At 69.8% G+C, this 27,000-nt stretch carries 27 protein-coding genes; 1 reads left to right on the forward strand and 26 read right to left on the reverse strand.

The features are described from left to right. Positions 1-6 precede the first annotated feature (6 nt). The 13 genes from AC2SGK_RS07085 to AC2SGK_RS07145 form a co-directional block, all read right to left on the reverse strand. Positions 7-1,122 (reverse strand): zinc-binding dehydrogenase, encoded by a 1,116-nt coding sequence (locus AC2SGK_RS07085; RefSeq protein ID WP_488322888.1) that lies wholly within the window; start codon positions 1,120-1,122, stop codon positions 7-9. 59 nt (positions 1,123-1,181) lie between these two features. Next, a complete protein-coding gene (gene cysW, locus AC2SGK_RS07090) occupies positions 1,182-1,988 on the reverse strand; it encodes a sulfate ABC transporter permease subunit CysW (RefSeq protein ID WP_488322889.1) in 807 nt (268 codons plus the stop codon). Beyond that, positions 1,985-2,833: a sulfate ABC transporter permease subunit CysT gene (gene cysT / locus AC2SGK_RS07095; protein ID WP_488322890.1), complete on the reverse strand. Its 849-nt coding sequence runs from the start codon at positions 2,831-2,833 to the stop codon at positions 1,985-1,987. The genes cysW (AC2SGK_RS07090) and cysT (AC2SGK_RS07095) overlap by 4 nt, the downstream gene beginning before the upstream one ends. Next, positions 2,830-3,822, reverse strand: coding sequence for a sulfate ABC transporter substrate-binding protein (locus tag AC2SGK_RS07100; RefSeq protein WP_488322891.1), 993 nt, complete (start codon positions 3,820-3,822; stop codon positions 2,830-2,832). The genes cysT (AC2SGK_RS07095) and AC2SGK_RS07100 overlap by 4 nt, the downstream gene beginning before the upstream one ends. Then, on the reverse strand, positions 3,822-4,883 hold the full coding sequence (locus AC2SGK_RS07105) for a sulfate/molybdate ABC transporter ATP-binding protein (RefSeq protein WP_488322892.1): 1,062 nt from the start codon (positions 4,881-4,883) through the stop codon (positions 3,822-3,824). Before AC2SGK_RS07105 ends, AC2SGK_RS07100 begins: the two co-directional genes overlap by 1 nt. Positions 4,884-5,097: 214 nt before the next feature. Next, the gene (locus tag AC2SGK_RS07110; RefSeq protein WP_488322893.1) at positions 5,098-6,210 is read right to left on the reverse strand and encodes an HPP family protein; all 1,113 of its coding nucleotides are present in this window, start codon (positions 6,208-6,210) and stop codon (positions 5,098-5,100) included. 67 nt (positions 6,211-6,277) lie between these two features. Further along, complete coding sequence (gene phoB, locus AC2SGK_RS07115) at positions 6,278-6,967, reverse strand: phosphate regulon transcriptional regulator PhoB (protein ID WP_488322894.1); 690 nt, start codon at positions 6,965-6,967, stop codon at positions 6,278-6,280. 3 nt (positions 6,968-6,970) lie between these two features. Next, positions 6,971-7,684: a phosphate signaling complex protein PhoU gene (gene phoU, locus AC2SGK_RS07120; RefSeq protein ID WP_488322895.1), complete on the reverse strand. Its 714-nt coding sequence runs from the start codon at positions 7,682-7,684 to the stop codon at positions 6,971-6,973. 15 nt (positions 7,685-7,699) lie between these two features. Beyond that, positions 7,700-8,497, reverse strand: a complete 798-nt coding sequence (gene pstB / locus AC2SGK_RS07125) for a phosphate ABC transporter ATP-binding protein PstB (RefSeq protein ID WP_488322896.1) — start codon at positions 8,495-8,497, stop codon at positions 7,700-7,702. A gap of 21 nt (positions 8,498-8,518) precedes the next feature. After that, positions 8,519-9,856, reverse strand: coding sequence for a phosphate ABC transporter permease PstA (gene pstA / locus AC2SGK_RS07130; protein WP_488322897.1), 1,338 nt, complete (start codon positions 9,854-9,856; stop codon positions 8,519-8,521). Next, a complete protein-coding gene (pstC, locus tag AC2SGK_RS07135) occupies positions 9,853-11,058 on the reverse strand; it encodes a phosphate ABC transporter permease subunit PstC (RefSeq protein WP_488322898.1) in 1,206 nt (401 codons plus the stop codon). Before pstC ends, pstA begins: the two co-directional genes overlap by 4 nt. A gap of 71 nt (positions 11,059-11,129) precedes the next feature. Next, positions 11,130-12,155: a substrate-binding domain-containing protein gene (locus tag AC2SGK_RS07140; protein WP_488322899.1), complete on the reverse strand. Its 1,026-nt coding sequence runs from the start codon at positions 12,153-12,155 to the stop codon at positions 11,130-11,132. 120 nt (positions 12,156-12,275) lie between these two features. After that, entirely contained in the window at positions 12,276-12,896 is a 621-nt protein-coding gene (locus tag AC2SGK_RS07145) for a phosphatase PAP2 family protein (protein ID WP_488322900.1), read from the reverse strand. Between the two features lie 304 nt (positions 12,897-13,200). Here AC2SGK_RS07145 and AC2SGK_RS07150 point away from each other — a divergent pair, with 304 nt between their 5' ends. Next, positions 13,201-15,447: a M10 family metallopeptidase C-terminal domain-containing protein gene (locus tag AC2SGK_RS07150; protein WP_488322901.1), complete on the forward strand. Its 2,247-nt coding sequence runs from the start codon at positions 13,201-13,203 to the stop codon at positions 15,445-15,447. An 81-nt stretch (positions 15,448-15,528) separates the two neighbouring features. Here the strand turns inward: AC2SGK_RS07150 and AC2SGK_RS07155 are convergent, their stop codons facing one another. The 13 genes from AC2SGK_RS07155 to AC2SGK_RS07215 all read right to left on the reverse strand — a co-directional run bounded on the left by AC2SGK_RS07155 (position 15,529) and on the right by AC2SGK_RS07215 (position 26,560). Beyond that, on the reverse strand, positions 15,529-16,257 hold the full coding sequence (locus AC2SGK_RS07155; protein WP_488322902.1) for an ABC transporter ATP-binding protein: 729 nt from the start codon (positions 16,255-16,257) through the stop codon (positions 15,529-15,531). Between the two features lie 29 nt (positions 16,258-16,286). After that, on the reverse strand, positions 16,287-17,246 hold the full coding sequence (locus AC2SGK_RS07160) for an ABC transporter substrate-binding protein (protein ID WP_488322903.1): 960 nt from the start codon (positions 17,244-17,246) through the stop codon (positions 16,287-16,289). Between the two features lie 29 nt (positions 17,247-17,275). Further along, the gene (locus AC2SGK_RS07165; protein ID WP_488322904.1) at positions 17,276-17,965 is read right to left on the reverse strand and encodes an ABC transporter permease; all 690 of its coding nucleotides are present in this window, start codon (positions 17,963-17,965) and stop codon (positions 17,276-17,278) included. 121 nt (positions 17,966-18,086) lie between these two features. Continuing rightward, positions 18,087-19,430: an LLM class flavin-dependent oxidoreductase gene (locus AC2SGK_RS07170; protein ID WP_488322905.1), complete on the reverse strand. Its 1,344-nt coding sequence runs from the start codon at positions 19,428-19,430 to the stop codon at positions 18,087-18,089. A gap of 226 nt (positions 19,431-19,656) precedes the next feature. After that, positions 19,657-20,376 (reverse strand): sulfate/molybdate ABC transporter ATP-binding protein, encoded by a 720-nt coding sequence (locus tag AC2SGK_RS07175; RefSeq protein WP_488322906.1) that lies wholly within the window; start codon positions 20,374-20,376, stop codon positions 19,657-19,659. A gap of 13 nt (positions 20,377-20,389) precedes the next feature. After that, the gene (gene cysW, locus AC2SGK_RS07180) at positions 20,390-21,250 is read right to left on the reverse strand and encodes a sulfate ABC transporter permease subunit CysW (RefSeq protein WP_488322907.1); all 861 of its coding nucleotides are present in this window, start codon (positions 21,248-21,250) and stop codon (positions 20,390-20,392) included. Further along, complete coding sequence (gene cysT / locus AC2SGK_RS07185; RefSeq protein WP_488322908.1) at positions 21,243-22,082, reverse strand: sulfate ABC transporter permease subunit CysT; 840 nt, start codon at positions 22,080-22,082, stop codon at positions 21,243-21,245. The genes cysW (AC2SGK_RS07180) and cysT (AC2SGK_RS07185) overlap by 8 nt, the downstream gene beginning before the upstream one ends. Beyond that, on the reverse strand, positions 22,079-23,053 hold the full coding sequence (locus AC2SGK_RS07190; RefSeq protein ID WP_488322909.1) for a sulfate ABC transporter substrate-binding protein: 975 nt from the start codon (positions 23,051-23,053) through the stop codon (positions 22,079-22,081). The genes cysT (AC2SGK_RS07185) and AC2SGK_RS07190 overlap by 4 nt, the downstream gene beginning before the upstream one ends. Positions 23,054-23,130: 77 nt before the next feature. Then, positions 23,131-23,280 carry a hypothetical protein gene (locus tag AC2SGK_RS07195; protein ID WP_488322910.1) on the reverse strand — a complete coding sequence of 50 codons (150 nt, stop codon included), beginning with the start codon at positions 23,278-23,280 and terminating at the stop codon, positions 23,131-23,133. 32 nt (positions 23,281-23,312) lie between these two features. Next, positions 23,313-23,525 carry a hypothetical protein gene (locus AC2SGK_RS07200; protein WP_488322911.1) on the reverse strand — a complete coding sequence of 71 codons (213 nt, stop codon included), beginning with the start codon at positions 23,523-23,525 and terminating at the stop codon, positions 23,313-23,315. A 157-nt stretch (positions 23,526-23,682) separates the two neighbouring features. Beyond that, entirely contained in the window at positions 23,683-23,982 is a 300-nt protein-coding gene (locus tag AC2SGK_RS07205; RefSeq protein WP_488322912.1) for a hypothetical protein, read from the reverse strand. A gap of 69 nt (positions 23,983-24,051) precedes the next feature. Continuing rightward, a complete protein-coding gene (locus tag AC2SGK_RS07210; protein WP_488322913.1) occupies positions 24,052-25,173 on the reverse strand; it encodes a ParB/RepB/Spo0J family partition protein in 1,122 nt (373 codons plus the stop codon). Further along, positions 25,166-26,560, reverse strand: a complete 1,395-nt coding sequence (locus tag AC2SGK_RS07215; protein WP_488322914.1) for an AAA family ATPase — start codon at positions 26,558-26,560, stop codon at positions 25,166-25,168. The genes AC2SGK_RS07210 and AC2SGK_RS07215 overlap by 8 nt, the downstream gene beginning before the upstream one ends. Positions 26,561-27,000: the final 440 nt, after the last annotated feature.

The raw sequence follows: 27,000 nt of genomic DNA on the forward strand, positions 1-27,000 counted from the left end.
CGGCCCTCAGGGCCGGATCAGGTATTTCGCGCCCGTGGCCTTGCGGTTCATCGCGCGGGCGGTGTCGGGGCTCAGCGCCTCGGCCAAGGATACGCGCGCGGTATAGGCGCTGGCAAAGGTCGTGGTCATCTCGCGCGCCACCCGGGCGCGCATCGCCTCGACCACCGCCGGGTTCAGCCGTTGCAGCTGCTGGAACAGCAGCCAGCCGCCGATCTGCCAGCTGAAGCCGAAGCCCCGGCGCAGCACCGACGGTCCGGTATCCAGCGCGCCATAGATGTAGCCCTGCTTGAACGTACCCGACCCGTAGCGGTCATAGCGGTCCATGGACCGGGCGGCCACGGCCTCCATCGCGTTCAGGATGATGCTGGTCGTCTCTCCGCCGCCGATCGCGTCGAAGGACAGCGTGGCGCCCGTCTCGGCGATGGCCTGCTCCAGATCGGCGCGGAAGCTGTCGGTGCTGCTGTCGACGACATGGGTCGCGCCCAGATCGCGCAGCATCGCGGCCTGTTCGGCGCTGCGCACGATGTTGACCAGCCCGATACCGTCGTCGCGGCAGATCCGCACCAGCATCTGGCCCAGGTTCGACGCGGCCGGGGCATGGACCATCGCGGTATGGCCCTGCGCGCGCATCGTCTCCACGAAGCCGAGTGCGGTCAGCGGGTTCACGAACAGCGCCGCCCCCGCCTCGGCCTCCGCGCCTTCGGGCAGGGGCAGGGCCTCGCGCGCGTCGATCAGGCGGTGCGTGGCATACATGGCCCCGCCCATCATCGCGACGCGGCGGCCGATCAGGTCGGTCTGGTCGGGACCCGCGGCGATGACGGTGCCCGCGCCCTCGTTGCCCACGGGCATGGACTGATCGATCCGGGCGCGCATCGCGGCCATGGCACCCTGCGGGACGGGGGCGGTCAGGACCGGTGCCTCGGCGGTGCCGCCCTGCTCCAGCGCCGACAGGTCGGCCGGTCCGAACAGCAGGCCCAGATCCGACGGGTTGACCGGCGTCGCCTCGATGCGCACCAGCAGCTGGCCCGGACCCGGATCGGGCAGCGTGACGGGCACCAGCTCCAGGCGCAGCTGCGCGTCGGCGGTGATGGTGGATCGCAGTTCGAGGCTGTCGTGGCTCATGGCGTGCTCCGGTGTTGTGGCCCTCTACCTAGGAATGCCCCGCCCGGCGGACAAGCCGCTCAGCCGCGCCGCCCCTCCAGCACCGCCTTGAGGACCAGCGCGACCAGCGCCAGCAGCGTCAGCGTGGACGCCGCCGCAAAGGCGCCCACCGCGTTCAGGTCGTTGAACAGCAGCTCAATGTGCAAAGGCAGCGTGTTGGTCTGGCCGCGGATGTTGCCCGACACCACGGAGACGCCCCCGAACTCGCCCACCGCGCGCGCCGTGCACAGCACCGCACCATAGAGCAGCGCCCATTTGATGTTGGGCAGGGTCACGCGGCGGAACACCTGCCAGCCCGACGCGCCAAGCGTCACCGCAGCCTGTTCCTGATCGGTCCCCTGCGCCTGCATCAGGGGCAGCACCTCGCGCGCGACAAAGGGTGCGGTCACGAACAGCGTCACCAGCACGATGCCGGGCAGCGCGAACATGACCTGCAGGTCGACCTCGCGCAGCCACGGCCCCAGCAGCCCCTGGCGGCCATAGAGCAGCAGATAGCAGATGCCCGCGATGATCGGAGAGATCGAGAAGGGGATCTCGATCATGGTGACCAGGATGCCGCGCCCCGGAAAGCGGTGCTTGGCCACAGCCCATGCGGCGGCGATGCCGAAGGCGATGTTCACCGGCACCACGATCAGCGCGACCAGGCTGGTCAGCCAGATGGAGTGCAGCGTGTCGGGATGCAGGATGTTCTGGGCATAGACCCGCCAGCCTTCGGAGAAGGCGCGGGCGAAGATGAAGACCAGCGGCGCCACCACGATCAGCAGCGTCAGCACCACGGCCGTGGCCACCAGCAGGCGGCCCGACCGGGCGGGGCGACGGGGCGTCATCGGCTGGCCTCGCGGTGGCGGGCGGCCCAGGATTGCAGGATGTTCGACAGGACCAGCAGCACCAGCGCGAAGCCCAGCAGCACCAGCGCGATGGCCGCCGCGCCGTTGTAGTCGAACTCCTCCAGCCGGATGAAGGCCAGGAGCGCCGCGATCTCGGTCTCTCCGGGCAGGTTTCCGGCGATGAAGACGATGGCGCCGAATTCGCCCAGGGACCGGGCGAAGGCGGTCGTGCAGCCGGCCAGCCAGGCGGGCAGGATGGCGGGGAACACCACGCGGGCGAAGGATTGCCACGGCGTCGCGCCCAGGGTCTCGGCCGCCTGTTCCAGCGCGGGGTCTAGATCCTCCAGCACCGGCTGGACCGTGCGCACCACGAAGGGGATCGAGGTGAAGGCCATGGCCAGCGCGATGCCCAGCACCGTGTAGACCACCGGCACGCCCAGGGGGTGCAGCACCTGCCCGAACCAGCCGTTGGCGGAGAACAGCGCCGTCAGCGACAGACCCGCCACCGCGGTGGGCAGCGCAAAGGGCACATCCATCAGCGCGTCCAGGATGCGCTTGCCCGGAAAGTCGTGGCGCACCAGCACCCAGGCCATCAGCAGGCCATAGACCGCGTTGAAGGCCGTGGCGATGGCCGCCGCCGTCAGCGTGACGCGGAACGCGGCCAGCGCCCGGTCGCTGCTGACGATGGCCCAGAAACCCGCGGGCCCGATTTGCGCGCCCTTCAGGATCAGCGCCGCGATGGGGATCAGGACGATCAGCACCAGGTACAGCAGCGTCGTGCCCAAGCTGAGCGTAAAGCCGGGCAGGACGCGCTTGGCGCGGATCGGGGCCGTGGCCGTGGTCATCGGTTCACGAAGACCTGGTCCAGGATCGCGCCGTCGGCCAGGTGCTCCTCGCGCACGCGGTCCCATCCGCCAAAGACGTCGTCCACGGTGACCAGTTCCACCGGGGCCTGGGTGTCGGCGACTTCCGCGGCGACGGTCTCATCCGTGACGCGGTAGTGGTTCTGGGCCAGGATGCGCTGCGCCTCGGGGGTGTAGAGCCAGTCCAGATAGGCGGTGGCCAGATCGGTCGTGCCGTTGTCCTCGGCATTCTCGGCGACCACGGCCACGGGGAAGGCCGCGAAGAGGCTCATTGAGGGCGTCACGCGTTCGAATCCCTGCGCCTCGTACTGCTTGGCGATCTGGCCGGTCTCGGCTTCGAAGGTCACCAGCACGTCGCCGATGCCGCGTTCGGCGAAGGTCTGGGTGGCCGCGCGCCCGCCCGTATCGAAGACCGGCACGTTGTCAAAGACGGCGCGCACGAACTCCTGCGCCGCCGCCTGATCGCCGCCGTTCTGCGCCAGCGCATAGGCATAGGCCGCCAGGTAGGTATAGCGCGCATTGCCGCTGGTCTTGGGGTTGGGGAACACGGGCGCCACGTCGTCGCGGGCCAGGTCGTCCCAATCCTCGATCCCCTTGGGGTTGCCCTCGCGCACCAGGAAGGCGGGCAGCGAGTAATAGGGCGACGCCCCGTTGGGCAGCGCGTCGCGCCAGTCCTCGGGCAAGAGGCCGCCCTCGGCCAGCACGTCCACGTCGGTCTCTTGGTTGAAGGTCACGACATCGGCCGGCAGCCCCTCCAGGATGGCGCGGGCCTGGCGCGACGATCCGCCATGCGACATGTCGATGGTCAGGCTGCGCCCGGTATCGGCCTGCCACTTCTCGGCAAAGACGGGGTTCAGCGCCTCGAACAGCTCGCGCGCGATGTCATAGCTGACGTTCAGCAGCTTGTCCTGCGCAAGGGCGGGGCCGGACAGGGTCAGGGCCAGGGCGGTGGCGATCAGGGGCAGTCTCATCAGGCGGTTTCCTTCTGCATCGGGGCATCGGCAAAGATCGTTGCGGCCTGGACGGCCAGCGTGACGGGCGCGCCGCGGCTCAGCGTCGGGGCGCCGCGGCGGGGCATCTGGATTTCGGCCTCGGCGCCGCCCGGATGGGCGACGGTCAGGCGAAGCTCGGCACCGGTGCTGGCCAGGGTCTGGACGCGCCAAGGCCCATCCCCGTCCGGCGCGACGCGCAGATCGGCCGGGCGCGCGAACAGCTGCGCCGCGCCGTCGCGCAATGCGACCTGCGGCAGCGCGGACAGATCCAGCCCCGGCCCCTGCGCGCGGCCCGCCGTGACGGTGACGGGCAGCTGGACCGTAGCCCCCATGAAGCGCGCGACGAAGGGGGTGGCCGGGGCATCGTGGATGGCGTCGGCATGGCCGATCTGCTCGATCCGGCCCTCGCCCATGACCACCACGCGGTCGGCCAGCTCGAAGGCCTCTTCCTGGTCGTGGGTGACGAAGATCGTGGTCGATCCGGTCGCCTCGTGCACGCCGCGCAGCCAGCGGCGCAGGTCGCGGCGGATCGCGGCGTCCAGCGCACCGAAGGGCTCGTCCAGAAGCAGCACCCGCGGCTTGATCGCCAGCGCGCGGCCAAGCGCCACCCGCTGACGCTGACCGCCCGACAGCTGCCCCGGAAAGCGATCGGCCAGGTGGTCGATCTGCAGAAACGCCATCAGCTCGTCCGCGCGGGCGGCGATCTGGGCGCGGGTCGGGCGCTGACCGCGCGGCAGGACGGACAGGCCGAAGCCGATATTGTCGCGCACCGTCATGTGGGGGAACAGGGCGTAATGCTGAAAGACAAAGCCGATGCGTCGGTCGCGGGCGGCCAGCGCCAGCCAGTCCTGCCCCTCGACCCGCAACTGCCCGGCATCGGGCCATTCCAGCCCGGCGATGATCTTCAGAAGCGTGGTCTTGCCCGACCCGGACGGGCCCAGCAGCGCCAGAAGCTCTCCGGGTTCGACCGACAGATCGATGCCGCGCAGGACATCGGTCCGGTCGAACCGCTTGGTCAGTCCGGCAATTTCGATCGACATGGCGCGCCTCCCTGCTGTTCCCGCCAGCTAGGCCGCGCCCGCGCGCCGGACAAGGGCGCTCCGCCCAGCCCCCGCCCGGCGGTCAGGGCCGCCGTTCCACCGCACGCGGGGCACGCGAAACGCGCGGACGGGACAGGCGCCGGCGGTCGCGACGGCGTTCCGGCGGTCGGCGCGGCGGACGGACGGGCGTTCTTTTTCGGCAGCAGCCGGGGGCTCAGACGCCGCCCAGGCTCAGCCGGGCCAGCGCGGCGATCAGGTCGGTCCGGGTGACGATGCCGGTGATGCGCCCCTCCTCCAGGACCGGGACCGCGTCGCAGCGCCCGTCCGCCATCTGCGGCAGCAGCGCGGCGATGGGCGTGTCGGGGGACGTCACCGGCACGTCGCGCTGCATGATCGCATCGGCACGCGGCACCGGCCGCCACGGGCCGGTTCGCCCGAACCGCGCCCCGGCCAGCAGGTGGCGCTGATAGATCACGCCCAGCCAGTCGCCGCCCGGCGCCACGACGGGCAGCGCGGTGAAGCCGTGGCGCAGGAACAGCTGCGCCACCGCGTGCAGGGGGGTCCGCGGGCCGACCGTGACCAGGTCGCGCGACATGATGTCCCACACCCGGCCGTCGCCGGTGCGATGCCCCGCTGCGGTCAGCTCGGCCGCCGCGATCAGCCGGGCCAGGTCCTCGACGCCCAGGTTCAGCGACTGGCGATAGCGCGCGAGGATTCCCTCCAGCTCCTCCTCCGACAGGCCGAGACGTTCGGCCGGCGGGGGGTCGGCGGTCCCTTGGGGATTGGGCTGGTCGAACTGGCGGAACGGATAGCGCCGCCCGGTCGCGCGCCCGTAGATCATGCCCGCCGCCACCAGGATCGCGGTGCCGAGCGCGACCGGGCACAGCGGGAACCACAGGCCGCCCTGCGCGACCACGTCGGGCGACAGCGCGACCGTCATCGCCACCGCGCCGCCGGGCGGGTGCAGGGCGCGCAGCGCGATCATCGTGGCGATGGACGCGCCCACCGCGCAGGGGATGCGCAGCATCGGGTGGGCGACCAGCGCGCAGACGACCAGCGCCACCGCCGCCGAGGCGGTGTTGCCCACCACCGCCGACCAGGGCTGCGCCAGCGGGCTGCTGGGCACGGCGAAGATCAGGACGGCGCTGGCGCCGAAGGGGGCGATCAGGAACAGGCCCAGATGCACCTCGGCCGAGGCCGCGACGACGACCGCGCCCGCGGCAAGCAGACCGATCAGCGCCCCCGCACCCGCGCCCGCGCGCAGCGCCTCTGCGGGGCGGCCTGCCGGGATGGCGGGGCCCAGTGATCGCAAGGCGCGTCGGATCATGTCGATCATCCCAACCGTGGTCAGGGCCGCGACTATGCCCAACGGCGGGCGGAAGCAAGCCTGCGCGTCAGCCCAGAGCGTAGCCCACGCCGCGCACCGTGCGCAGCGGATCGTCGCCGCCGTTCTTCATCAGCGCCTTGCGCAGCCGGCCCACATGCACGTCGATGGTGCGCGTGTCGACATAGATGTCGCGCCCCCAGACCCGGTCCAGCAGCTGTTCGCGCGTCCAGACGCGGCCCGGCTTTTCCATCATCGTGGAGAGCAGCCGGAACTCGGTCGGACCCAGATGCAGCGGCTGGCCCGCGCGGAAGACGCGGTGTTCGGCCGCGTCCAGGATGATGTCGTCGAAGGTCAGCCGCTCGCCCATGGTCGCGGGGCGGGTGCGGCGCAGCTGGGTGCGCAGGCGGGCCAAGAGCTCGACCACGGAATAGGGCTTCACCACGTAGTCGTCGGCCCCGGTCTCCAGGCCGCGGACGCGGTCCACCTCCTCGCTGCGCGCCGACAGCATGATGATGGGGATGCCGCGGGTGGCGGGGTCGGCCTTGACCTGGCGGCAGACCTCGATTCCCGACACCTTGGGCAGCATCCAGTCCAGCACGATCAGGTCGGGCTGCTCCTCGGCGACCAGCAGCAGCGCGTCCTCGCCATTGTCGGCCACCACCACGTCGAAGCCCTCGGCCTCCAGGTTGTAGTGCAGGACCTCGCGCTGCGCGCCCTCATCCTCGACGACCAGAACACAGGGGGCCTGGCGCGACACGGGTCAGGCCTCCGCCGCGGGGGCCACGACGCTGCTGCTTTTCGGACGCGCGTCGTCGGGCAGGTCGCCGGTCACCAGATAGACCACCTGCTCGGCGATGGAGGTCGCGTGATCGCCCATCCGCTCGACGTTCTTGGCGATGAAATGCAGGTGCATGCAGGGGGTGATGTTGCGCGGGTCCTCCATCATGTGGGTCAGAAACTCGCGGAACAGCGCGTTGTACATCTGGTCCACCTCCAGGTCGCGCTGGCGCACGTCATGGGCCAGGTCGGCATCGCGGCGGATGTAGCTGTCCAGCGCGTCCTGCAGCATCTTGTTCACCGCCTGGCTCATCCGGCGCAGCGCGATGCCCGAACCGTTGATGGCGGGCATCTGCGACAGGACCTCGGTGCGCTTGGCCATGTTCTTGGCGTAATCGCCCACCCGCTCCAGCGAGGCCGAGATCTTCATCACGGCCAGCACCATGCGCAGGTCGGTCGCGGTGGGGGCGCGCAGCGCGATCAGGCGGGCGGCGTCCTCGTTGATCTGCATCTCCATCGCGTCGATGGCCTTGTCGCGGCGGCGGACCTCGTCGGCCAGCTCCTCGTCGCGGGTGTCCAGCGCAGCGGCGGCGTCGGTGATGGCCGCCTCGACCATGCCGCCCATCTTCACAACCATCGCCTGGATGGTTTCCAGGTCGCGGTCGAAGGCCGAGGAGATATGCTTGTCGCGGTTCATGTCAGATCCTTTCGATCAGCCGATCCGGCCCGAGATATAGGCCTCGGTCCGGCTGTCGCGCGGCTTGGTGAAGATGTCGTCCGTATCGCCGTATTCGACCAGGCTGCCCAGGTGGAAGAAGGCGGTCTTCTGGCTGACGCGGGCGGCCTGCTGCATCGAGTGGGTCACGATGACGACCGAGAACTGCGTGCGCAGCTGCTCGATCAGCTCCTCGACCTGGCTGGTGGCGATGGGGTCCAGCGCGGAACACGGCTCGTCCATCAGCAGCACCTCGGGCGAGGTGGCCACCGCGCGCGCGATGCACAGGCGCTGCTGCTGGCCGCCCGACAGGCCGGTGCCCGGCTCGGACAGGCGGTCCTTGACCTCGTTCCACAGCGCCGCGCCGCGGAGGCTGCGTTCCACGATCTCGTCCAGCTCGGCCCGGCTGCGGGCCAGGCCGTGGATGCGCGGGCCATAGGCCACGTTGTCATAGATCGACTTGGGGAAGGGGTTCGGCTTTTGGAACACCATCCCGACCTTGGCGCGCAGCTGCACCGGGTCGATGCGGCGGTCGTAGATGTTCTCGCCGTCGATGGTGATCTCGCCCTCGATCCGGGCGCTGTCGATCGTGTCGTTCATGCGGTTGATGCAGCGCAGGAAGGTCGACTTGCCGCAGCCCGACGGGCCGATGAAGGCGGTGACGGTCTTGTCCAGAATCTCGACGTTCAGGTCCTTGATGGCCTGCTTCTCGCCGTAGAAGACCTGGACGTTGCGGGCCGAAATCTTGATGTCCTGCTGGCTCAAGGCGCACTCCGATCGGATGGTGTCATACATGGTGGCTCTCCTGTGGGCCGATCACCAGCGGCGCTCGAACTTGCGGCGCAGGAAGATCGCCAGCAGGTTCATGCACAGAAGGAAGATCAGCAGGACGATGATGGCGCCCGAGGCGCGCTCGACGAAGGCCGGATCGCTGCGCTGCGTCCAGTTGTAGACCTGGACCGGCAGGGCGGATGCCGGATCGAACAGACCCTCCGGCGGGGCGGCGGGGAACTCGCGCACGAAGGCCACCATGCCGATCAGCAGCAGCGGCGCGGTCTCGCCCAGGGCCTGGGCCAGGCCGATGATCGTGCCGGTCAGGATGCCGGGCGCGGCCAGCGGCAGGACGTGGTGGAACACCGTCTGCATCCGGCTGGCGCCGACGCCCAGGGCCGCGTCGCGGATCGAGGGCGGCACCGCCTTCAGCGCCGCGCGGGTGGCGATGATGATGGTGGGCAGGGTCATCAGCGTCAGCACCAGCCCGCCAACGATGGGCGCCGATGCGGGCAGGCCCGCGAAGTTGATGAAGACCGCCAGGCCCAGGATGCCGAACACGATGGACGGCACCGCCGCCAGGTTCGAGATGTTGACCTCGATCAGGTCGGTCCAGCGGTTCTTGGGCGCGAACTCCTCCAGATAGATCGAGGCCGCGACCCCGATCGGCACCGACAGGACCAGCACGACCAGCATCATGTAGAGCGATCCCAGGATGGCCACGCCCAGGCCCGCGGCCTCGGGGCGCTGGTCGGACGCGTCGGCCAGCGTCAGGAAGCCCCAGTTCATGCGCGTGACCAGCAGCCCCTCCTCGGCCAGGGCGTCGGCCAGCATCAGCTGCGCGGGCGAGGTGTTGCCGTCGCGTTCGGCCGACTGCATGGTGACGCGGCCCTTGAAGTAGCCGTCGATGCGGCCGTTCGCCAGGACGTCCACGTCCACCGTCTGGCCCACCAGCTCGGGATCGTCCAGCACGCGGTTGCGCAGCTGCGCGGATGCATCGCGCGAGATCAGGCCGTCGATGTCGCCGCTCTCCAGCCCCTCGATCCGCAGGTCCAGATCGGCCACGGCCGCATCCAGCGCGCGGTCCAGCACCTGGCCATAGGACAGGGTCAGCACCCCCGCCATCTCGGCCGGGTCGCGGTTGCCCTTGGGGTCCAGGACCTGCGCGTCCAGCGCCACCGGGATCGACAGGTAGGTCTGGCGGAACGCGCCCGAGCCGTCGCGCACGATGGTGAAGACCAGCACCGCCAGCATCAAGCAGGCGATGACGATGGCCGTCAGCCCGTAGGCGCGGAAGCGTTTCTCGGCGGCGTTGCGGCGGCGGGTGCGGGCGTCCTGGACATAGAGCGACTTGGCACCAGTGGCGCGGGGATGATCGGTCATTCGTACTGCTCGCGATACTTGCGCACGATGATGAGCGCGATGACGTTCAGGGCCAGGGTGATGACGAACAGCGTCAGGCCCAGGGCGAAGGCCACCAGCGTCTCGGGCGAGGAGAAGTCGTTGTCGCCGGTCAGCTGGCTGACGATCTTGACGGTGATGGTGGTCATCGCCTCGAAGGGGTTGGCGCTGATCGTGGCGGCGGCGCCGGCGCCCAGGACCACGATCATCGTCTCGCCGATGGCGCGGCTGGCGGCCAGCAGGATCGCGCCCACGATGCCCGGCAGGGCGGCGGGCAGCACGACGCTGCGCACCGTCTCGGACGGGGTCGAGCCCAGGCCCAGGGCGCCGTCGCGCAGGCTCTGGGGGACCGCGTTGATGATGTCGTCGGAGAGCGAGCTCACGAAGGGGATCAGCATGATCCCCATAACCAGCCCCGCAGTCATCACCGACGATCCCGACGAGCCGAGGCCCATCGGCTGCGCGATCCAGTCGCGCAGCAGCGGCCCCACGGTGACCAGCGCGAAGAGGCCGTAGACGATGGTCGGGATGCCGGCCAGCACCTCGACCGCGGGCTTGGCGATGCCGCGCAGGCGGGGGCTTGCGTATTCGGACAGGTAGATCGCGGCCAGAAGGCCGATGGGCACCGCCACCAGCAGCGCGATCAGGCTGATGTAGAGCGTGCCCCACAGCAGCGGCAGCACGCCCAGCTGCGAGTTCCCCTCGAAGCGCGGCGACCAGGTGGTGCTGAGGAAGAAGTCGCGGGCGTCGTACTGCCGGAAGAAGCTGGCCGTCTCGAAGATCAGCGACAGAACGATGCCGATGGTGGTGGCGATGGCGATCATCGAACAGAAGACCATCAGGCCCAGCACCATCCGCTCGACCGTGTTGCGCGCGCGGAAGGCGCGACCGTCGCGGGTCACCGCCCAGCCCAGGCCCGCCACCGCGGCCCCCAGGCCCAAAAGGCCCGCCACGCCCGCGGCCTCGGGGCCGATCACCCCGGCCATGCGCAGCCCCGAGGCCAGCACCATGACCGTCAGCACCGGCAGCATCACCGACAGCGCGGCGTTCATGCCGTGATAGGTCGGGCGGCTGTGCAGGGTGCGCACGTCACCGGCGCCTGCGGCGAAGGCGCGGCTGCGTCCGACGAAAAAGCCTGCCGCGGCCAGAAGGATGGCAGCCAGCAGGGCCCAGGACATTGGCATGGATCAACCTCGGGGTTTCGCGAAAGGGGTCGGCCCGGCGCGCGGGATGCGCGCGCCGGGCCGGTCATGCCTCACTGCATGGTCGTTTCGTCGGCCACGGCCTGCTGGGTCGCGGCCAGTTCGGGGTCCGACACCAGGCCATAGGCGGCCAGCGGGCCGTCGGGACCGGCGATCGCGTCGTTCACGAAGAACTCGGCGAATTCCTTGACGCCCGGGATGACGCCGATATGCGCCTTCTTGACATAGATGAACAGCGGGCGCGACACCGGGTATTCGCCCGAGGCGATGGTCTCGGTCGAGGGCGTGACGCCGCCCATGGTCGCGACCTGCAGCGTGTCCATGTTGTTCTCGTAGAAGGACAGGCCGAACACGCCGATGCCGTTCGGCGAGGACCCGATGCGGGCCAGCGTCTCGGTATAGTCGCCGTCGATGTCGACCGAGCGGCCGTCGGTGCGCAGCGTCATGCAGGCGGCCTCGGCCTCCTCCTCGCCCATCTCGGCGGTGAAGACCTCCAGCGCGCCGCTGTCCTCGCAGCCCTGCGCGATGACCTTCTCGTCGAAGACCTCGCGGGTGCCGTGGCGGGTGCCGGGCACGAAGGCCAGGATCTCCTGGTCGGGCAGCTCGGGGTTCACCTCGGACCAGGTGGTCGCGGTGTTGTCCACGATGGCCCCGTCGCGCACGACCTTGGCCGAGAGCGCGTTGAACCAGTCGGCGGGGGTGAAGGCGAAGCTGTTGCCGCCGGCCGGGCTGGCAAAGACGATGCCGTCATAGCCGATGCGGACCTCCATGATGTCGGTCACGCCGTTGGCCGCGCATTCCTCGATCTCGCTGTCGCGGATCTCGCGGCTGGAATTGGCGATGTCGATGGTGTTCTCGCCCACGCCCTCGCAGAAGCGGCGCAGACCGGTGGACGAGCCGCCGGATTCGACGACCGGCGTGCCGAAATCGGTGTTCTCGCCGAACAGCTCGGCCACGATGGTGGCATAGGGCAGGACGGTGGACGAACCGGCAACCTGGACCTGCTCGCGCGCCTGCGCCATGGCGCCGGTCGCGGTCAGCGCGATCACGGACAGGGCGGTAAGGCCAAGATGTTTCATCTGTCGTCTCCTGTGGGATGGGTCGATGCCCGCCCCACCTATCGATTCCGTGTGACGCTTGTGCAGTATTTGTGTGACGGTTCCATGACAACCCGCCCGCAGCGCGTCACCCGGCCCGATTCAGCCCTTCCCGCGTGCAGGCCACAGCGCCCGGACCGCCCCCGCGGCGGCCAGGCCCAAGACCGCGCCCGCCACCACGTCGACCGGATAGTGCTTGCCCCGCGGCACCTGGATGCCCGCGATCATCGCGGCCAGCCCCCAGGCCGGCAGCGCCGCGCGCGGCAGGTCATGGGCCGCGACCGCGGCCACCGCCACCGCCCCCGCCGTGTGCCCCGAGGGGAAGGACGTCTCGTGCCCGCCCCGGCTCTCTCCCGGCTCGCAGCGATAGGGCCGCCCCTTGATCATCTCCACGGGCCGGGTCCGGCGGAAGCGGTCCTTGATCGCGCGCTTGACCACGTTGGCCAGCACATGCGCGGCCATCATCCGCGCCCCGGCGCGCAGCATGTCGTCCCGCCCCGACAGCGCGCCACCCAGACCCACCGCCCCGCAGACCAGCGACAGCGGCACCTGATCGGCCACCTCGCTCAGCGCGCCCAGGGTGCGCACCACGGGATGGTGGCGATGGCGCGCGGCATCGGCGGCGGCATCCTTGTCGGCCTGCTCCAAAGGACCGGCGGCGGTCCGGGATTCGCGGGGCTGGGAGGGGCGGGGCTGGGAGGGGCGGGGCTGGGAATCGGGCATGGTCGGTCTTTCCTGACGCGCCGGGCGACGATCGCCCGGACCCTAGGGAACGGGCCGCGCCACAGGCCGGTTCCGCGCAGGGCGGCCCATCCGCCGGCCGGATGCCCTAGCGTCATGAGCAGGAAACCGTCGTTTCGAACCGCGCGGTATGGCGCCTTTCAGCGCATGGCCGCGACCGGGTCGTCACAACCGTTGCGGGAACAGCGGCAACGCGCGCAGCCTGCACATCGTGCAAGTCCCGTGACCTGCATCACCAAGAAAAAGTCCGACAGACAGGAGAACCGCCATGTGCGTGATTTGCGTCATGAACACGCCCCAGGACCACCAGGCGCTGGAGGAGGCCTTTGCCAACCCCACCGTCGTGCCCGTCCCCTATGTGCCGCGCGCCGACCCCTTCACCGCCGAGGACTGGCAGCAGATCGACCAGACCCCCGAGAACCCCTTCGGCAAGTCGACCGACTACGAGGCGTTCATGGACCGTCTCGGCAGCCTGAACCGGCCGCTGACGCCGGCCATGGCGGCCGAGCCGATCACCGTGAACCTGGAGGAGTTGAACAACCATCCCGGCTACCGCGCCGCGGCCGAGGGGGCGCTCGCGGCCTGGTCGGCGGTGACGCCGCTGCAGTTCGAGCTGGTGACCGGCGACGAATACCTGACCGTCGTCAGCCCCGAGGTCGGAGAGCGCAACGACGGTTCGGCCTTCTCCGCCGGGCGGCTGGTCAGCGTGGGGCAGAAGTTCCACGACACCGAGCCCTTCCTGACCGAACCGGGCGGCTACATCTTCGACACGTTCATCCATGAATTCGGCCATGAATTCGGCCTGAACCATCCGGGCTTCTACAACTATGCCGGTCCCGCGGGCGACCAGATCACCTATCTGCACCAGGCGATCTGGGTCTATGACCAGCAGCGCTATTCGATGATGTCCTACAATGACGGCATCAACGTGGGCGCCACCTCGCGCTGGTTCGCGACGACGCCGATGATGGCCGACATCGAGGCGGTGATCCGCCGCTTCTTCTCCACCGTGGATGCGCAGGGCACGCGGACCTATCAGGACATCCAGCTGAACACCGGCGACGACGTCTACGGCTTCGGCGCGACCAAGACGAGCTTCGTCCTGGCCGCCGAAGGGGGGGCCAACGATGCGGGCTTCGTGATCCACGACACGGGCGGCACGGACACGCTGGACTTCTCCGGCTCGACCGACCGCACGGTGCTGGACCTGCGCGCCGGGCGCTGGTCCAGCGTGAACGGGCATCAGGACAACGTGGCGATCTTTGACGGCCACAATGCCGATCAGGGGGAATACATCATCGAACGCGGCATCGGCAGCCGCTTTGCCGACGTCGTCCTGGGCAATGCGGGCGACAACGAACTGATCGCCAATGCGGGCAACGACCGCGTCGCGGGCTTTGACGGCGACGACCTGCTGATCGGCGGGGCGGGCAACGACACGCTGGACGGCGGCAATCAGCGCGACACCATCCAGGGCGGCGCGGGGGACGACCTGATCATCGGCGGTCTGGACCTACTGGCCAGCCGCGACCAGAACAACACCCAGCCCACGCCCCCCGACGCGGTCGAATCGCAGGACGGGGCCGACCTGCTGGTCGGCGGGGCGGGCAATGACACGATCGAGGCCGGCGCGGGCGACGACATCCTGCAGGGCGGCACCGGCGACGACCTGCTGCGCGGCGGCGCGGGCCAGGACGCCTTCCGCGGCGGCGACGGCATCGACACGGTCGATTACAGCCGCGAGAGCCCGTTCCAGCTGTTGGTGAACCTGGCCCGCAACGAGGCCTATGGCGGCACCGCCACCGGCGACACGTTCAGCTCGATCGAGAACCTGATCGGATCGAACGACCGCATCGACCGCTTCATCGGCAACGATGCCGACAACCTGCTGCGGGGTCTGGGCGGCGGCGACTGGTTCAACGGCGGCGCGGGCAACGACACGCTGGACATGGGCCGCGACGCGGACGTGGCCTTCGGCGAGGCGGGCGACGACCTGCTGATCGGCGGGGCCAGCTATGACTGGCTGGACGGGGGCGCGGGCAATGACACGGCCTCCTATGTGGGCAGCGATGCGGGCGTGCGCATCGACCTGGGCGCGGGCACGGCCTCGGGCGGGCATGCGCAGGGACCGGTCAACGGCGTCGTCACCGGCGAGGTGCTGATCTCGATCGAGAACCTGATCGGCTCGGGCTTTGCGGACCGGCTGACGGGGGACGGGGGCGCGAACCGCCTGGAGGGCGGCGCGGGCCGCGACACCCTGACGGGGGGCGCGGGCGACGACGCGCTGACCGGCGGGTCGGGGGCGGACCGCTTCGTCTTCGCCGAAGGCTTCGGCATGGACCGCATCCTGGACTTCCGCCCCGCCGACGTGATCGAGTTCGCGGGCGATCTGTTCGACGACATGGCCGACCTGTGGGACGCCGCCACCCAGATCGGGCGCAACACGGTCATCGCGCTTGGCGACGAGGACGTGCTGACGCTGGAGAACACCCGCCTGTCGCAGCTGGCCGAGGACGACTTCATCCTGGCCTGACCCCGATCCGGCCCGGTCCTCTCCCTCCGGGCCGGTCACTCCGGCCGCCCGCCCCCTCGGCGCGGCGGCCGGCCCTTGTCCTCAATGCAGGCCGAACCGCGCCATCAGCGCCCGGCGCATCGCCACGAAGCCCGGCGCGCTGCGCTCGCGCGGCCGCGCCAGATCGACCGGCAGCAGCGCGGGCGCCGTGCCGTCCGCCGACAGGACCAGCACCCGGTCGGCCAGGAAGATCGCCTCCTCCAGGTCGTGGGTGACTAGGATCATGGTCACGCCCTCCTCGCGCCAGATGCGGGTCAGCTCCTCCTGCATGGTCAGCTTGGTCATCGCGTCCAGCGCGCCCAGGGGTTCGTCCAGCAGCAGGATCTCGGGGTGCACGGTCAGGGCGCGGGCGATGCCTACGCGCTGCGCCATGCCGCCCGACAGCTGGCGCGGCCAGGCCCCCTCGAAGGCGGACAGCCCGACCAGCCGGATCGACTGGCGGGCCCGCTCGCGGGCCTCGGCATGGGGCACGCCGCGCAGGTCCAGCCCGAAGGCCACGTTGTCCAGCACCGAAAGCCAAGGCAGCAGGCGCGGCTCCTGATAGATCACCGCGCGTTCGGCCCCCACGCCCGCCACGGGCCGCCCGTCGATCAGCACCTCGCCCCGGTCGGGCGCCTCCAGCCCCGCCAGCAGGCGCAGCAGCGTGGTCTTGCCGCAGCCCGAGGGGCCGACGATGGCCAGCACCTCGCCGCCCGCGACCGTCAGGTCCAGCCCGCGCAGCACCGGACGCATCACCCCGTTCAGAGGATAGGATTTCGACAGGCCGCGCACGGCGACCTCGCCGCGGATCGTGGCGACGCTTATTTCGCGGCCACCGTGTCGTCGGAGAGCAGGATGTCGGCCGCGGAGAGCTGACCCTGCGCAACCTTGCCCTCGCGCTCCAGCACCTCGACCCAGAAGTCGATGTCGCGCGGGATGGCGCGCCCGCCCTCGCGCACGCCGTAGCCCGCGAAGAAGGCCGCGACCTCGGGGTTCTCGCCCCGCTCCTCCAGCGCGCGGGCCAGGATCTCGCGCGTCTCCTCGGGGTTCTCGCGGGCGTAATCCAGCGCGCGGGCCGATTGCTCGACCCAGATGCGCGCGGCCTCGGGATGGGCCTCGACCCAATCGCGGCGCAGCACGGTGAAGCCGCCGGCGATCTCTCCCAGAACGTCGGTATCGTCGAAGATCGCGCGCAGGCCGCCGCCCTGCCGCGCCGCCCCCTCGAAGGTGGTCTGCCAATAGCCGAAGGCCGCGACATCGACCTGACCCGACCGCAGCACCTGTTCCAGCTGCGGGCCGGGCACGGTCACCAGATTGACGGCCGCCTGGTCCCGGCCCGCCTGATGCAGCGCCTCGCGCACGGTATAGTCCAGATGCGCGCCAAGCGTGTTCACGGCGACGGTCTTGCCCTCCAGGTCCGCGACCCCCCGGATCGGGCTGTCCTCCAGCACGTAGAAGATCGACTGCACCTGATCGTTGATGCCTTGGGTCGGATAGGCCGCGACGAAGTCGTTGCCGCCGATGATGGAGTTCAGCACGGCGGAGGTCGCGGCCGAGCCGATCTCGACCGAGCCTCCGGCCAGCGCCATCAGCGATTCCGGCCCGCCCGAGGCATAGCCCACGTTTTCCAGCGTGATGCCGGTGCCCTCAAAGTAACCCAGCTCCTCGGCCAGTTCATGCGCGCCGAGGCCGCCATGGCTGGCCAGATAGCGCAGGGTGACGTCCTCGGCCTGCGCGGCGGTGGACAGAAGCAGGGCGACGGTGGTGATACGAATGACCATGATGGTTCCTTTGAGAAGAATGGGCGGGATCAGTCCTGCGACCAGCGGCACAGCCGCCGCTGCAGCAGGACCAGGATGCCGTTGGCGGCCAGACCCAGGCCCGCCATCAGGAAGATGGCCGCGAACATCAGCGGGATCTGGAAATTGTACTGGGCATTCATGACCTGAAATCCGATGCCCTTGTTCGCGCCGATCATCTCGGCCGCGATCAGCAGCAGGAGCGCGGTCGTGGCCGACAGGCGCAGGCCCACGAAGATGGCGGGCACCGAGGCGGGCAGGATCACCCGGCGGAACACCTGCAGGCGGGTCGCGCCATAGCTTTCGGCCATCTCGACCAGCTTGCGGTCGACCTGCTTCACGCCGCCGATGGTCGCCAGCAGGATCGGGAACAGCGTCGCCCAGAAGATCACGAAGACCTTGGAGGTCTCTCCCAGGCCCATCAGCAGGATGAACACCGGATAGAGCGCCAGCGCCGAGGTCTGGCGGAAGATCTGCAGGATCGGGTCCAGCGCGCGTTCCACCGGGCGCAGCTGCCCCATCAGCAGGCCCAAGGGGATGCCCAGACCCACCGCCGCGCCGAAGGCCAGGCCCGCCCGCTGCAGGCTGATCGCGATGTCGTCCAGCAGCGCGCCGCTGGCGAGGCCCGTCCACAGCGCGACCGCGATCCGGTCCAGCGGCGGGAACACGGCCGGGCTGACCCATCCGGCGCGGCCCGCCACCTGTCACAGGGCCAGGAAGGCGATGACCAGCCCGTAGCGGGACAGGAAGGCGCGGACAGGCGGCGCGGGGATCGCGCGGGCCCGGCGGGCGGGGGTGTCGAGATTCTGAAGCGTCATGGCGTCACTCCGCGGCCTGGGCGGCCGCACGCGCGGCGGCGTGGCGGTTCACCGGGAAGGGCAGGCCCAGATTCGCGCGCAGGGTCCGGCCCTCATAGGCGGTGCGGAACAGGCCCCGCCGCTGCAGCTCCGGGATCACCAGATCCACGAAATCGGTCAGGCCGGTGGGCAGCCAGGGCGGCAGGATGTTGAACCCGTCGGCTGCACCCCCGGTGAACCATTCCTCCAGCATGTCGGCCACCTGGATGGCGCTGCCCACGATGGTGTAATGCCCGCGCGCCGAGGCGACCCATTCGTAGAGCTGGCGGATGGAATAGCCGTTCTCGTCCGCGATCTGGCGGATCAGGGCCTGGCGCGACTTCATGCCTTCGGTGGGAGGCGCGGGCGGCAGGGGGCCGTCGATGTCATATCCGGTCAGGTCCAGCGTGCCGCCGGTCAGACCATTGAGCAGCGCGATGCCCTCCTCGGGCAGGATCAGGGCGGTCAGGCGGTCGTATTTCTCGCGCGCCTCGGCCTCGGTCCGGCCGACGAAGGGCGAAACGCCCGGCATGATCAGCACATGGTCCGGGTCGCGCCCCTGCCCCGCAACCCGCGCCTTGATGTCGGCATAGAAGGCCTGCGCGGTGCCGATGCGCGAATGGGCGGTGAAGATCACCTCCGCGGTGGCGGCCGCCAGCCCCCGGCCGTCCTCGGACTGGCCGGCCTGCACGATGACCGGATGCCCCTGCGGGGAGCGCGCGACGTTCAGCGGGCCTTCGACCCTGAAATGCGCGCCCCGGTGGTCGGCGCGGTGCAGCTTGGCCCGGTCGATGAAGGCGCCGCTCTCCTTGTTGCGGATGAACGCGTCATCCTCGAAGCTGTCCCACAGCTTGCGCACCACCGCCACATGCTCGGCCGCGCGCTGATAGCGATGCGCATGGGGGTGCTGGCGGTCCAGGTTGAAGTTGCGCGCCGAGCTTTCCGTCGCGGTCGTCACCACGTTCCACCCCGCGCGCCCGCCCGAGATCAGGTCCAGCGAGGCGAATTTGCGCGCGGTGTTGTAGGGCTCCTCATAGGTGGTGGAGGCGGTGGCGATGAAGCCCAGATGCGTGGTCTGCGTGGACAGCGCCGCGAACAGTGTCAGCGGCTCCAGCCCCGCGACGCGGGCCGCGCCGCCTTCGGTCGTGGTGACGGACAGCCCGTCAGCCAGGAAATAGGCGTCGAACAGGCCCCGTTCGGCCTCGCGCGCCAGATCGACATGGAACTGCAGGTCGACGGCGCCGTCGGCGGGCTGGTCGGGATGGCGCCAGCTGGCGATATGCTGGCCGCCGCCGGGAAGGAAGGCGCCAAGGCGGATCTTGCGGGTCATGTCGGTCCCCTCTGGAATGCGTCGGTCTAATACACGACTTGTGCAGTCGTTTATTACCGCACCGCGCCCGTCCGGGCGATTCCAAAGGCCGGCCCGATCCTGGAAGATCGCGGTGGCCGCAGCCCGCCCATGCAGAAGATTCATCCCCCCCTGCCCCGCCCCCTGACGACGACGGGCCGGAAGCGGCGTGCTTCCGGCCCGTCGGGCGGTCTGCGTTCGCGCCCTGTTAGGCGGCGATGAAGTCGCGCACGAAATCGGTGGCGGGCCGGGCGCGGATGTCGGCAGGCTTGCCGATCTGCTCGATCCGGCCCATCGACATGACCACGACCAGATCGGCCAGCGCCATCGCCTCGTCCTGGTCATGGGTCACGAAGACCGAGGTCAGCCCGGTCTCGTCATGGATGTCGCGCAGGCCCTGGCGCAGCTCCTTGCGGACCTTGGCGTCCAGCGCGCCGAAGGGCTCGTCCAAGAGCAGCATCCGCGGCTCGATCGCAAGCGCCCGGGCCAGGGCCACGCGCTGGCGCTGGCCGCCCGACAGCTGCGTCGGATAGCGCGAGGCGATCTGCGGCAGCTGGATCAGGTCCAGAAGCTTCAGCACCCGACGCTCGATCTCGGCCTCGGGGGGGCGACTGGCGCGGGGCCGGGCGCGCAGGCCATAGGCGATGTTCTCGAAGACGGTCATGTGCCGGAACAGGGCATAGGACTGGAACACGAACCCCGCGCGGCGGTCCTGCACCGACAGGCCTGTGGCGTCCTGGCCGTTGAACAGCACCCGCCCCGAGGTCGGGAACTCCAGCCCGCCCAGGATGCGCAGGAGCGTGGTCTTGCCCGAACCCGACGGCCCCAGCAGCGCCACCAGCGCCCCCGAGGGGATGGACAGCGACACCGGGTGCAGCGCGGTGGTGGTCCCGAATTCCTTGGCGATCTCGTCGATCTGGATATGCATGGGTAGTCCTTCCCTAATGGCGGCGGGTGGCCGACAGCGCGTCGGCATGGCGCAGTTCCAGCGCGGTCTTCAGCAGCAGCGTCAGCAGTGCCAGCCCCGTCAGCGTCGCCGCCATGGAGAAGGCCGCGACCGACAGGTATTCGTTGTAGAACATCTCGATGGTGATCGGCATGGTCGCGGTCTGGCCGCGGATCTTGCCCGAGACGACGGCCACGGCGCCGAACTCGCCCATCGCGCGGGCGGTGCAGAGCAGCGTGCCGTAGAGCAGCGCCCACCGGATGTTGGGCAGGGTCACCGTGCGGAACACCCGCCAGCCCGAGGCGCCGAGCGTCAGCGCGGCCTCCTCCTCGGCGCGGCCCTGCTCGATCATCACGGGGATCAGCTCGCGCGCGACGAAGGGGAAGGTCACGAAGACCGTGGCCAGGACGATGCCCGGCACAGCGAAGACGATCGGATGGCCGCTGGCCACCAGCCAGCCGCCGATGGCGGAGTTCGCCCCGAACAGCAGCACGATGCACAGGCCCGCCACGACCGGGCTGACGCTGAAGGGCAGGTCGATCAGCGTGATCAGGAAGGCCTTGCCGCGAAAGTCGAACTTGGTGATGAACCAGGCGGCCGCGATGCCAAAGACCGCGTTCAGCGGCACGGCGATGGCGGTGATCAGCAGCGTCAGGCGGATCGCGGCCTGCGCGTCGCGGCTGGCCAGGCCTTCCACCGCGGCGGCCCAGCCCCGCGACAGGGCCTCGGCGAAGACCGCGACCAGCGGCGCCCCGACCAGAAGCAGAAGCCCCCCCACCGCGACGGCGATCAGCGCCCACCGGGCCAGGGGGGCCTCCTCGGTCGCGCGGCGGAAGGCGTGGGTGGCGTCAGACATGACCGATCCTCCGGCGTGACCAGATCTGGATGAGGTTGATCGCCAGCAGCATGGCGAAGCTGATGGCCAGCATCGCGAGGCCGATCGCGGCGGCGGCGCCGTAATTGTACTCCTCCAGCTGGATCACGATCAGCAGGGGGGCGATCTCGGTGCGCAGCGGGATGTTGCCCGCGATGAAGATGACCGACCCGTATTCGCCGACCGCACGCGCCAGCGACAGCGCGAAGCCGGTCAGCGCCGCGGGCATCAGCATCGGCGCGATCACGCGGCGCAGCGTATGCGCGCGGCTGGCGCCGAGCGTGGCGGACGCCTCCTCGACCTCGGTCTCGATCTCCTCGATCACCGGCTGGACGGTGCGCGTGACGAAGGGCAGGCCCACGAAGACCAGGGCCAGCCAGATCCCCCATTGCGTATAGGCGATGCGCCAGCCCAGATCACCGGCCAGGCTGCCCAGCACCCCGTTCGGCGCATAGAGCGCGGTCAGCGCGATGCCCGCCACGGCGGTGGGCAGGGCGAAGGGCAGATCGACCGCGGCATCGACGATGCGCCGCCCCGGAAAGCGGTAGCGGACCAGAACCCAGGCCAGGATGACGCCGAAGACCAGGTTGAAGCAGGCCGCCAGGAAGGACAGCCGGAAGGACAGCCACAGCGCCGCCCAGACCCGTTCGCGGTTGATCGTGTCCCAGATGGCGGCGGGCCCGAACTGGGCCCCCTTCCACAGCAGTGCGCCGATGGGCAGGAACACCACCAGCGTCAGCATGAACAGGGTGATCCCGGCCGAAAGGCCGAGACCGGGCATCGCCGTGCGGCTGACGAGGGGCCTGCCGCTCATTTCGCCACGTAGATCTGGTCGAAGATGCCGCCGTCGCCGAAATGCTCGGGCTGCAGCTTGGCCCAACCGCCCATCTCGTCGATGGTGACCAGCTCCAGCTCGGGGAAGCGGGCGACATCCTCGGGGTCGGCGGCGCTGTCGTCCCAGGCCCGGTAGAAGTGCTTGAAGGCCAGCGCCTGCCCTTCCGGCGAATAGAGGTATTCCAGATAGGCCGTGGCCAGCGCGCGCTGCGCGTCATCGGCGATGTTGGCATCGACCAGCGCCACCGGCGGCTCGGCCAGGATCGACAGGCTGGGCACCACGATGTCGAACTGGTCCTCGCCCAGCTCCTCCAGCGCCAGATAGGCCTCGTTCTCCCAGGCCAGCAGCACGTCGCCGATGCCGCGCTGCGCGAAGGTCGTGGTCGCGCCGCGTGCGCCCGTGTCCAGGACCGGCACGTTGGCGAATATCTGGCCCAGGAACTCGGCCGGGTCGAGGCCGTTCTTCTCGGCCCAGGCCCAGGCCGCCAGATAGTTCCAGCGCGCGCCGCCGCTGGTCTTGGGGTTGGGCGTGATGACCTCGACGCCCTCGGCGGTCAGGTCGCCCCAATCGCGGATGCCCTTGGGGTTGCCGTCGCGCACCAGGAACACGATGGTCGAGGTGTAGGGGCTGGAATTGTGCGGCAGCCGCGTCTGCCAGTCCTCCGGCAGCTTGCCCGTCGCCGCGATCTGGTCGATGTCCGAGGCCAAGGCCAGCGTCACCACCTGCGCCGCCAGCCCGTCGATGACCGAGCGCGCCTGCGCGCCCGAGCCGCCATGGCTGGTCTCGATCTGCGGGGCCGGGTTGCCCTCGGCCTCCCAATGGGCGGCAAAGGCCTCGTTGAACTCGCGATACAGCTCGCGCGTGGGGTCATAGCTGACGTTCAGCAGGCTCTGGGCCTGGGCCGCGGGCGCCAGCAGCACCAGCGCAAGGGCAAGGGGGCGAAGAAACATCGGGGTCCTCGTGACGTGGATCGGAATGGGGATGGCGCGGTCCCGCCGGCGACAGGACGGCCGACGGGACGGCGGGGTCAGATGCCGGTGGGCGTCAGGCGGCCGACGGGCCAGCCGGTCAGCGTGCCGCGTCCGGTCTGGACGGTGACGCGCCCGTCCGGGGCCGTGGAGACCTCGGGCCCCTGCGCCGAGGAGCGGGTGCCGGTCGAGATGGTGACGATCTGCATGGGTCGGTCCTTTCGGGTGCGGAGGCTGCGCATCAGCGCGCCGCGGCGGTCAGGGGCTGGATGCGGGTCGACCAGATCAGCGGGTCGCGCCCGGTCAGCAGGTCGGCCGAGGCGGCATGCGGATCGCGGCTCAGCGCCACCAGGGCGGCGCCGTTCACGCGATGCGGACGCCCGGTGCGCCGGTCGATCAGCGTGACCGCGCAGAGCGTCGGGCGGGGCTCGGTCAGGGCATGGGTCGAGGTCATCGGGTCTTCCCTTTCGTTGCAGGCCGCATGCGGCGTTTCCATACCGTAATAACGACCGAGAAAGTCGTGTTTAGCAACAGAATAAAAACGCCTATTTCGGTCGTGAAAAGAGATTATTATTCTCCCAGATCGGTCATCCTGATGATTTCATGGAGAATTATGTCTGTTCGTCGGCCTGCCGTCTGACCGGGAACATGTCCTCGCCATAGTGATGCAGGCGGATATGGTGCCTGCGGCACAGCCAGCGCACCTCCAACGGCCGGTCATAGCGGTCGTGATGGGCGTCCACCGCAACGGCCCCGCAGACCTCGCAGGGCTGCCGGACCAGGGCGCCCGAGGCGAGCGCCTTCTGCACCTCCAGATGGGCGCTGTATTTCAGCGGATTGGCCCGCCGCCAGCCCGCCTGACGCGTGTCGCTGGTCAGGCGCGGGCGGGCCGGGCTGTCGTCCTCGTCCATGGTCGTCCCTTTCCTCTCCGCGGCGCGCGGGGGTCCGGCCCCCTGCCCCGCGGTTTCGCGGCGAAACCGTCAGCGCTCCAGCAGCGCGCGGATCTCCAGCATCAGGCTGTCCATCAGGTCGGCGGTCAGCACGTCCCCCTCCAGCCGCAGCAGATGCCCGCGCCCGTCCGAGGACCGCCGGATCGTCACCCCGCTGGAGGTCCGCAGGGTCTGGTCGTCGATCCAGCCATGGACCGGCGCGCGGGGCGACGCCGCCCGCTTGGGCCGCCCGCCGCGGGCCGGGTCGCGGATGCCCTGCTCCTCGCGGCGGATCACCGGCTCGATGACCGCCCATTCGGCCTCGGCATCCGGGGGGCTGGCATGGGACAGGGCCTGACGCAGCTGCGCCTCGGCTCCCTGCCGCAGCGCGGTCGCCAGCTGCAGCCCGCGCCGCTCGGTCAGCTGTTCGGGGAACTCCAGCATGTCGCCCAGCTCCTCGAAGATCAGCGCGAAAGACCGGATCTTGGACCGCTTGGCCTTGGACCCGCTGGCGAACAGCCGGTCCACCGCATCCTCGGTATTGGCGAAGGCGCCGTGATTGGCGGCGATCACCGCGATGCGGCCCCGCTCGAAATGGCTCAGGTTCTCGCGGACCTCGTTCTCCTCGATCATCGACACGAAGGCCCCGCCCGCCTCCTCGCGCGGCCGGACGATGGCGCGGATCGTGCGATAGCGGTCCTGCCCCGTCAGCTCCAGCAGCGCCCGCGTCGCCAGCAGCCGGCGATAGCCCGACAGCAGGCCGTGGGTGTGACCCTCCCTGCCCTCGCCCTCCAGCGCGAAGACCTCGATCGGCAGCCGCAGCCCATGCGCCGCGATCGACTGGCGCAGCTCCATCATCTCGGCCTCGCCCATGGTCATGCGGTCGCGGATCATCGCATCCGCGTCGATGGCCGCCACCGGCAGCTCGACCATAAGCAGTCCGGCCTGACGCGCCTCTTCCAGCCGCGCGGCATCGGCCTCGGCCCGCGCGCGGGCGGCGCGGGCATCGCCGCCCGCGGTCTGGACATGGGCCGCGCTGTCGGCGGCGACCTGCGCGATGGGCGCCACGCCCCGGGCGGCGCCGGAACGATCGAAGGTTTCGCTGCGAAACTGCGCCTCGATCCTGTCCAGATCGTCGGTGCTGGGGGTCTCCAGCCGCCTGCGCTTAACCATGTCCGGGCTCCTCTGCGTCCTGCTCTGCCATCTGAAGGTCGCGCCACCACGCGCCCAGGATCAGCTCCTTGACCTCCGCCCAGGTGCGGTCGAAGGTCTCGCGCCCCCGGACATAGGTGTCGCGGTTGAACTCGCGGTAATCGGCCTCGTAGATGCCGTTCACCTGCTCTCCGGCCTGGCCGACCATGGCGGTCAGCTCCTGCCGGTAAGTGGTCATGAAGTCGCCGAAATAGGCCTGGATCACATTGGCCAGATCGGTCTGCTGACCGGCCTCGAACCGGGTGATGATCGCGCGGACCGCGTCCCATTCGAAGCGCATCTCGGGCAGGCCGTCGCGGCGGCGGGCGCTGTTCTCTCCATCCTCGACGCTGGCGAAGGTCGAATAGAGCATGTCGAAGAAGCGCCCGGTCGAGTCGAACTCCAGGAAGGTCGCGCCCAAGGGCACCAGCAGGATGTCGGCGGCGGCCAGCGCGTTGATGGTCAGGTAGCCCAGGGCCGGGGGCGTGTCGATGATGACGATGTCATAGTCGTCCAGCACCCCGTCGCGCGCGAGCCCGTTCGACAGCGCGTCCCAGAGCGGCCAGCCGCGCACGCCCATGCGCCAGACCGGCACCTGGAACTCGGCCCAGTAGAGGTTCAGCTGCGCGCCAAGCAGGTCGATGTTCGGCCAGTGGGTCTTCTGGATCAGGTCACGGGCGCCGATGCCCAGGGCCTCGGTCAGCGTCTCGTCGAAGGGCAGGGCAGGGCGCCCGGATGCCTCGCGGACACGGTTCTCATCCTGGAGCGCCAGCGCGTAGTCGCGGGCCAGCAGCGGGAAGGCGGTGGACCATTCGTCGCTGACCTGCCCGCCCATGATGGAGGTCATGCTGCCCTGGCTGTCCAGGTCGATCACCAGTACCTTGTAGCCGTCCAGCGCGGCCGACATGGCCAGATGCGCGGCGGTCGAGGTCTTGCCCACGCCGCCCTTGAAGTTGGCGACGGCCAGCACCTTGGCCGGCAGGCCCTCGGGGCGCCAGGGGCGGTATTCCCGGTCGGCCGCACCCTCCTGGGCGAAGTGGTCGCGCAGGCGCAGCACGTCCTCCAGCGTGAACCATTTCGAATTACCCTCGCCAACGCCCTGCGGAAGGTCGGGATGCTTGCGCAGGACGCGGCGGAAATGGGCGGTCGCGACCGGGATCAGGTAACGGCACACCTCCCAGGTCGAGAAGCGGCGCAGGCGCTTGCGGCCGTCCGGGGCATAGCCGCGCTCCGCCAGATCCTGCCGCCCCCGGGCCGCGAAGGCGGCGGCCTTGGCGAATCGGGCGGTGCCGATCGGCTCGGACAGGCGGTGCGCGGCGCGGGCGGGATCGATGTTGAAATAGGGGGGAAGAGGCTCTTTGCCTGACATCTCGTTCCTGCTGCGATGTATCGATTGGGGACGCGTCCCTCGCAAACTATCGCACATCAACCCTCGCATGGGAATCCCGAAGGCCGGTTTCGCGGCGAAACCCTGCCCTGTTCGATGCAAAAAGACCCCACAAAGCTTGTAAGAAGTATAAGGGCTTTAGAATCTTTGAGAACGAAATATTGTTTTATTTTATAAGTTTATCGGCAATCCGGAACCCGTTTACGGTTTAAATGGCACCCGCATTCGGGACGGCGGGTGCCCGGATACGGGGGCAGCGGGGCTGATTCTCGGGAGGAGGGGCTCCCATCGGCGGGATGGAGGCCCGAAGGCGCGGAGATGGGCCGAAACCGGACCCGAAGCGACCTGCCGGTCCCGGAAACGGGCACCCTTCCGGAGACCCCCGACCGCATGGGTGCCCGTTTCCGGGACGTGGCGCGGCC

The organism is Paracoccus sp. NIOT.M2S5SZ12 (assembly GCF_057748165.1).

What these genes read in the sequence shown, in the direction of transcription:
- AC2SGK_RS07175 (WP_488322906.1), bottom strand. Translation starts at nt 20,376, where the DNA reads ATGCATATCCAGATCGACGAGATCGCCAAGGAATTCGGGACCACCACC.
- phoU (WP_488322895.1), bottom strand. Translation starts at nt 7,684, where the DNA reads ATGAACCGCGACAAGCATATCTCCTCGGCCTTCGACCGCGACCTGGAA.
- AC2SGK_RS07170 (WP_488322905.1), bottom strand. Translation starts at nt 19,430, where the DNA reads ATGACCCGCAAGATCCGCCTTGGCGCCTTCCTTCCCGGCGGCGGCCAG.
- AC2SGK_RS07110 (WP_488322893.1), bottom strand. Translation starts at nt 6,210, where the DNA reads ATGATCCGACGCGCCTTGCGATCACTGGGCCCCGCCATCCCGGCAGGC.
- AC2SGK_RS07100 (WP_488322891.1), bottom strand. Translation starts at nt 3,822, where the DNA reads ATGAGACTGCCCCTGATCGCCACCGCCCTGGCCCTGACCCTGTCCGGC.
- pstC (WP_488322898.1), bottom strand. Translation starts at nt 11,058, where the DNA reads ATGCCAATGTCCTGGGCCCTGCTGGCTGCCATCCTTCTGGCCGCGGCA.
- AC2SGK_RS07215 (WP_488322914.1), bottom strand. Translation starts at nt 26,560, where the DNA reads ATGTCAGGCAAAGAGCCTCTTCCCCCCTATTTCAACATCGATCCCGCC.
- pstA (WP_488322897.1), bottom strand. Translation starts at nt 9,856, where the DNA reads ATGACCGATCATCCCCGCGCCACTGGTGCCAAGTCGCTCTATGTCCAG.
- AC2SGK_RS07195 (WP_488322910.1), bottom strand. Translation starts at nt 23,280, where the DNA reads ATGCAGATCGTCACCATCTCGACCGGCACCCGCTCCTCGGCGCAGGGG.
- pstB (WP_488322896.1), bottom strand. Translation starts at nt 8,497, where the DNA reads ATGTATGACACCATCCGATCGGAGTGCGCCTTGAGCCAGCAGGACATC.
- AC2SGK_RS07210 (WP_488322913.1), bottom strand. Translation starts at nt 25,173, where the DNA reads ATGGTTAAGCGCAGGCGGCTGGAGACCCCCAGCACCGACGATCTGGAC.
- AC2SGK_RS07105 (WP_488322892.1), bottom strand. Translation starts at nt 4,883, where the DNA reads ATGTCGATCGAAATTGCCGGACTGACCAAGCGGTTCGACCGGACCGAT.
- cysT (WP_488322908.1), bottom strand. Translation starts at nt 22,082, where the DNA reads ATGAGCGGCAGGCCCCTCGTCAGCCGCACGGCGATGCCCGGTCTCGGC.
- AC2SGK_RS07140 (WP_488322899.1), bottom strand. Translation starts at nt 12,155, where the DNA reads ATGAAACATCTTGGCCTTACCGCCCTGTCCGTGATCGCGCTGACCGCG.
- AC2SGK_RS07085 (WP_488322888.1), bottom strand. Translation starts at nt 1,122, where the DNA reads ATGAGCCACGACAGCCTCGAACTGCGATCCACCATCACCGCCGACGCG.
- AC2SGK_RS07190 (WP_488322909.1), bottom strand. Translation starts at nt 23,053, where the DNA reads ATGTTTCTTCGCCCCCTTGCCCTTGCGCTGGTGCTGCTGGCGCCCGCG.
- AC2SGK_RS07150 (WP_488322901.1), top strand. Translation starts at nt 13,201, where the DNA reads ATGAACACGCCCCAGGACCACCAGGCGCTGGAGGAGGCCTTTGCCAAC.
- cysT (WP_488322890.1), bottom strand. Translation starts at nt 2,833, where the DNA reads ATGACCACGGCCACGGCCCCGATCCGCGCCAAGCGCGTCCTGCCCGGC.
- AC2SGK_RS07160 (WP_488322903.1), bottom strand. Translation starts at nt 17,246, where the DNA reads ATGGTCATTCGTATCACCACCGTCGCCCTGCTTCTGTCCACCGCCGCG.
- AC2SGK_RS07205 (WP_488322912.1), bottom strand. Translation starts at nt 23,982, where the DNA reads ATGGACGAGGACGACAGCCCGGCCCGCCCGCGCCTGACCAGCGACACG.
- cysW (WP_488322889.1), bottom strand. Translation starts at nt 1,988, where the DNA reads ATGACGCCCCGTCGCCCCGCCCGGTCGGGCCGCCTGCTGGTGGCCACG.
- cysW (WP_488322907.1), bottom strand. Translation starts at nt 21,250, where the DNA reads ATGTCTGACGCCACCCACGCCTTCCGCCGCGCGACCGAGGAGGCCCCC.
- AC2SGK_RS07200 (WP_488322911.1), bottom strand. Translation starts at nt 23,525, where the DNA reads ATGACCTCGACCCATGCCCTGACCGAGCCCCGCCCGACGCTCTGCGCG.
- AC2SGK_RS07145 (WP_488322900.1), bottom strand. Translation starts at nt 12,896, where the DNA reads ATGCCCGATTCCCAGCCCCGCCCCTCCCAGCCCCGCCCCTCCCAGCCC.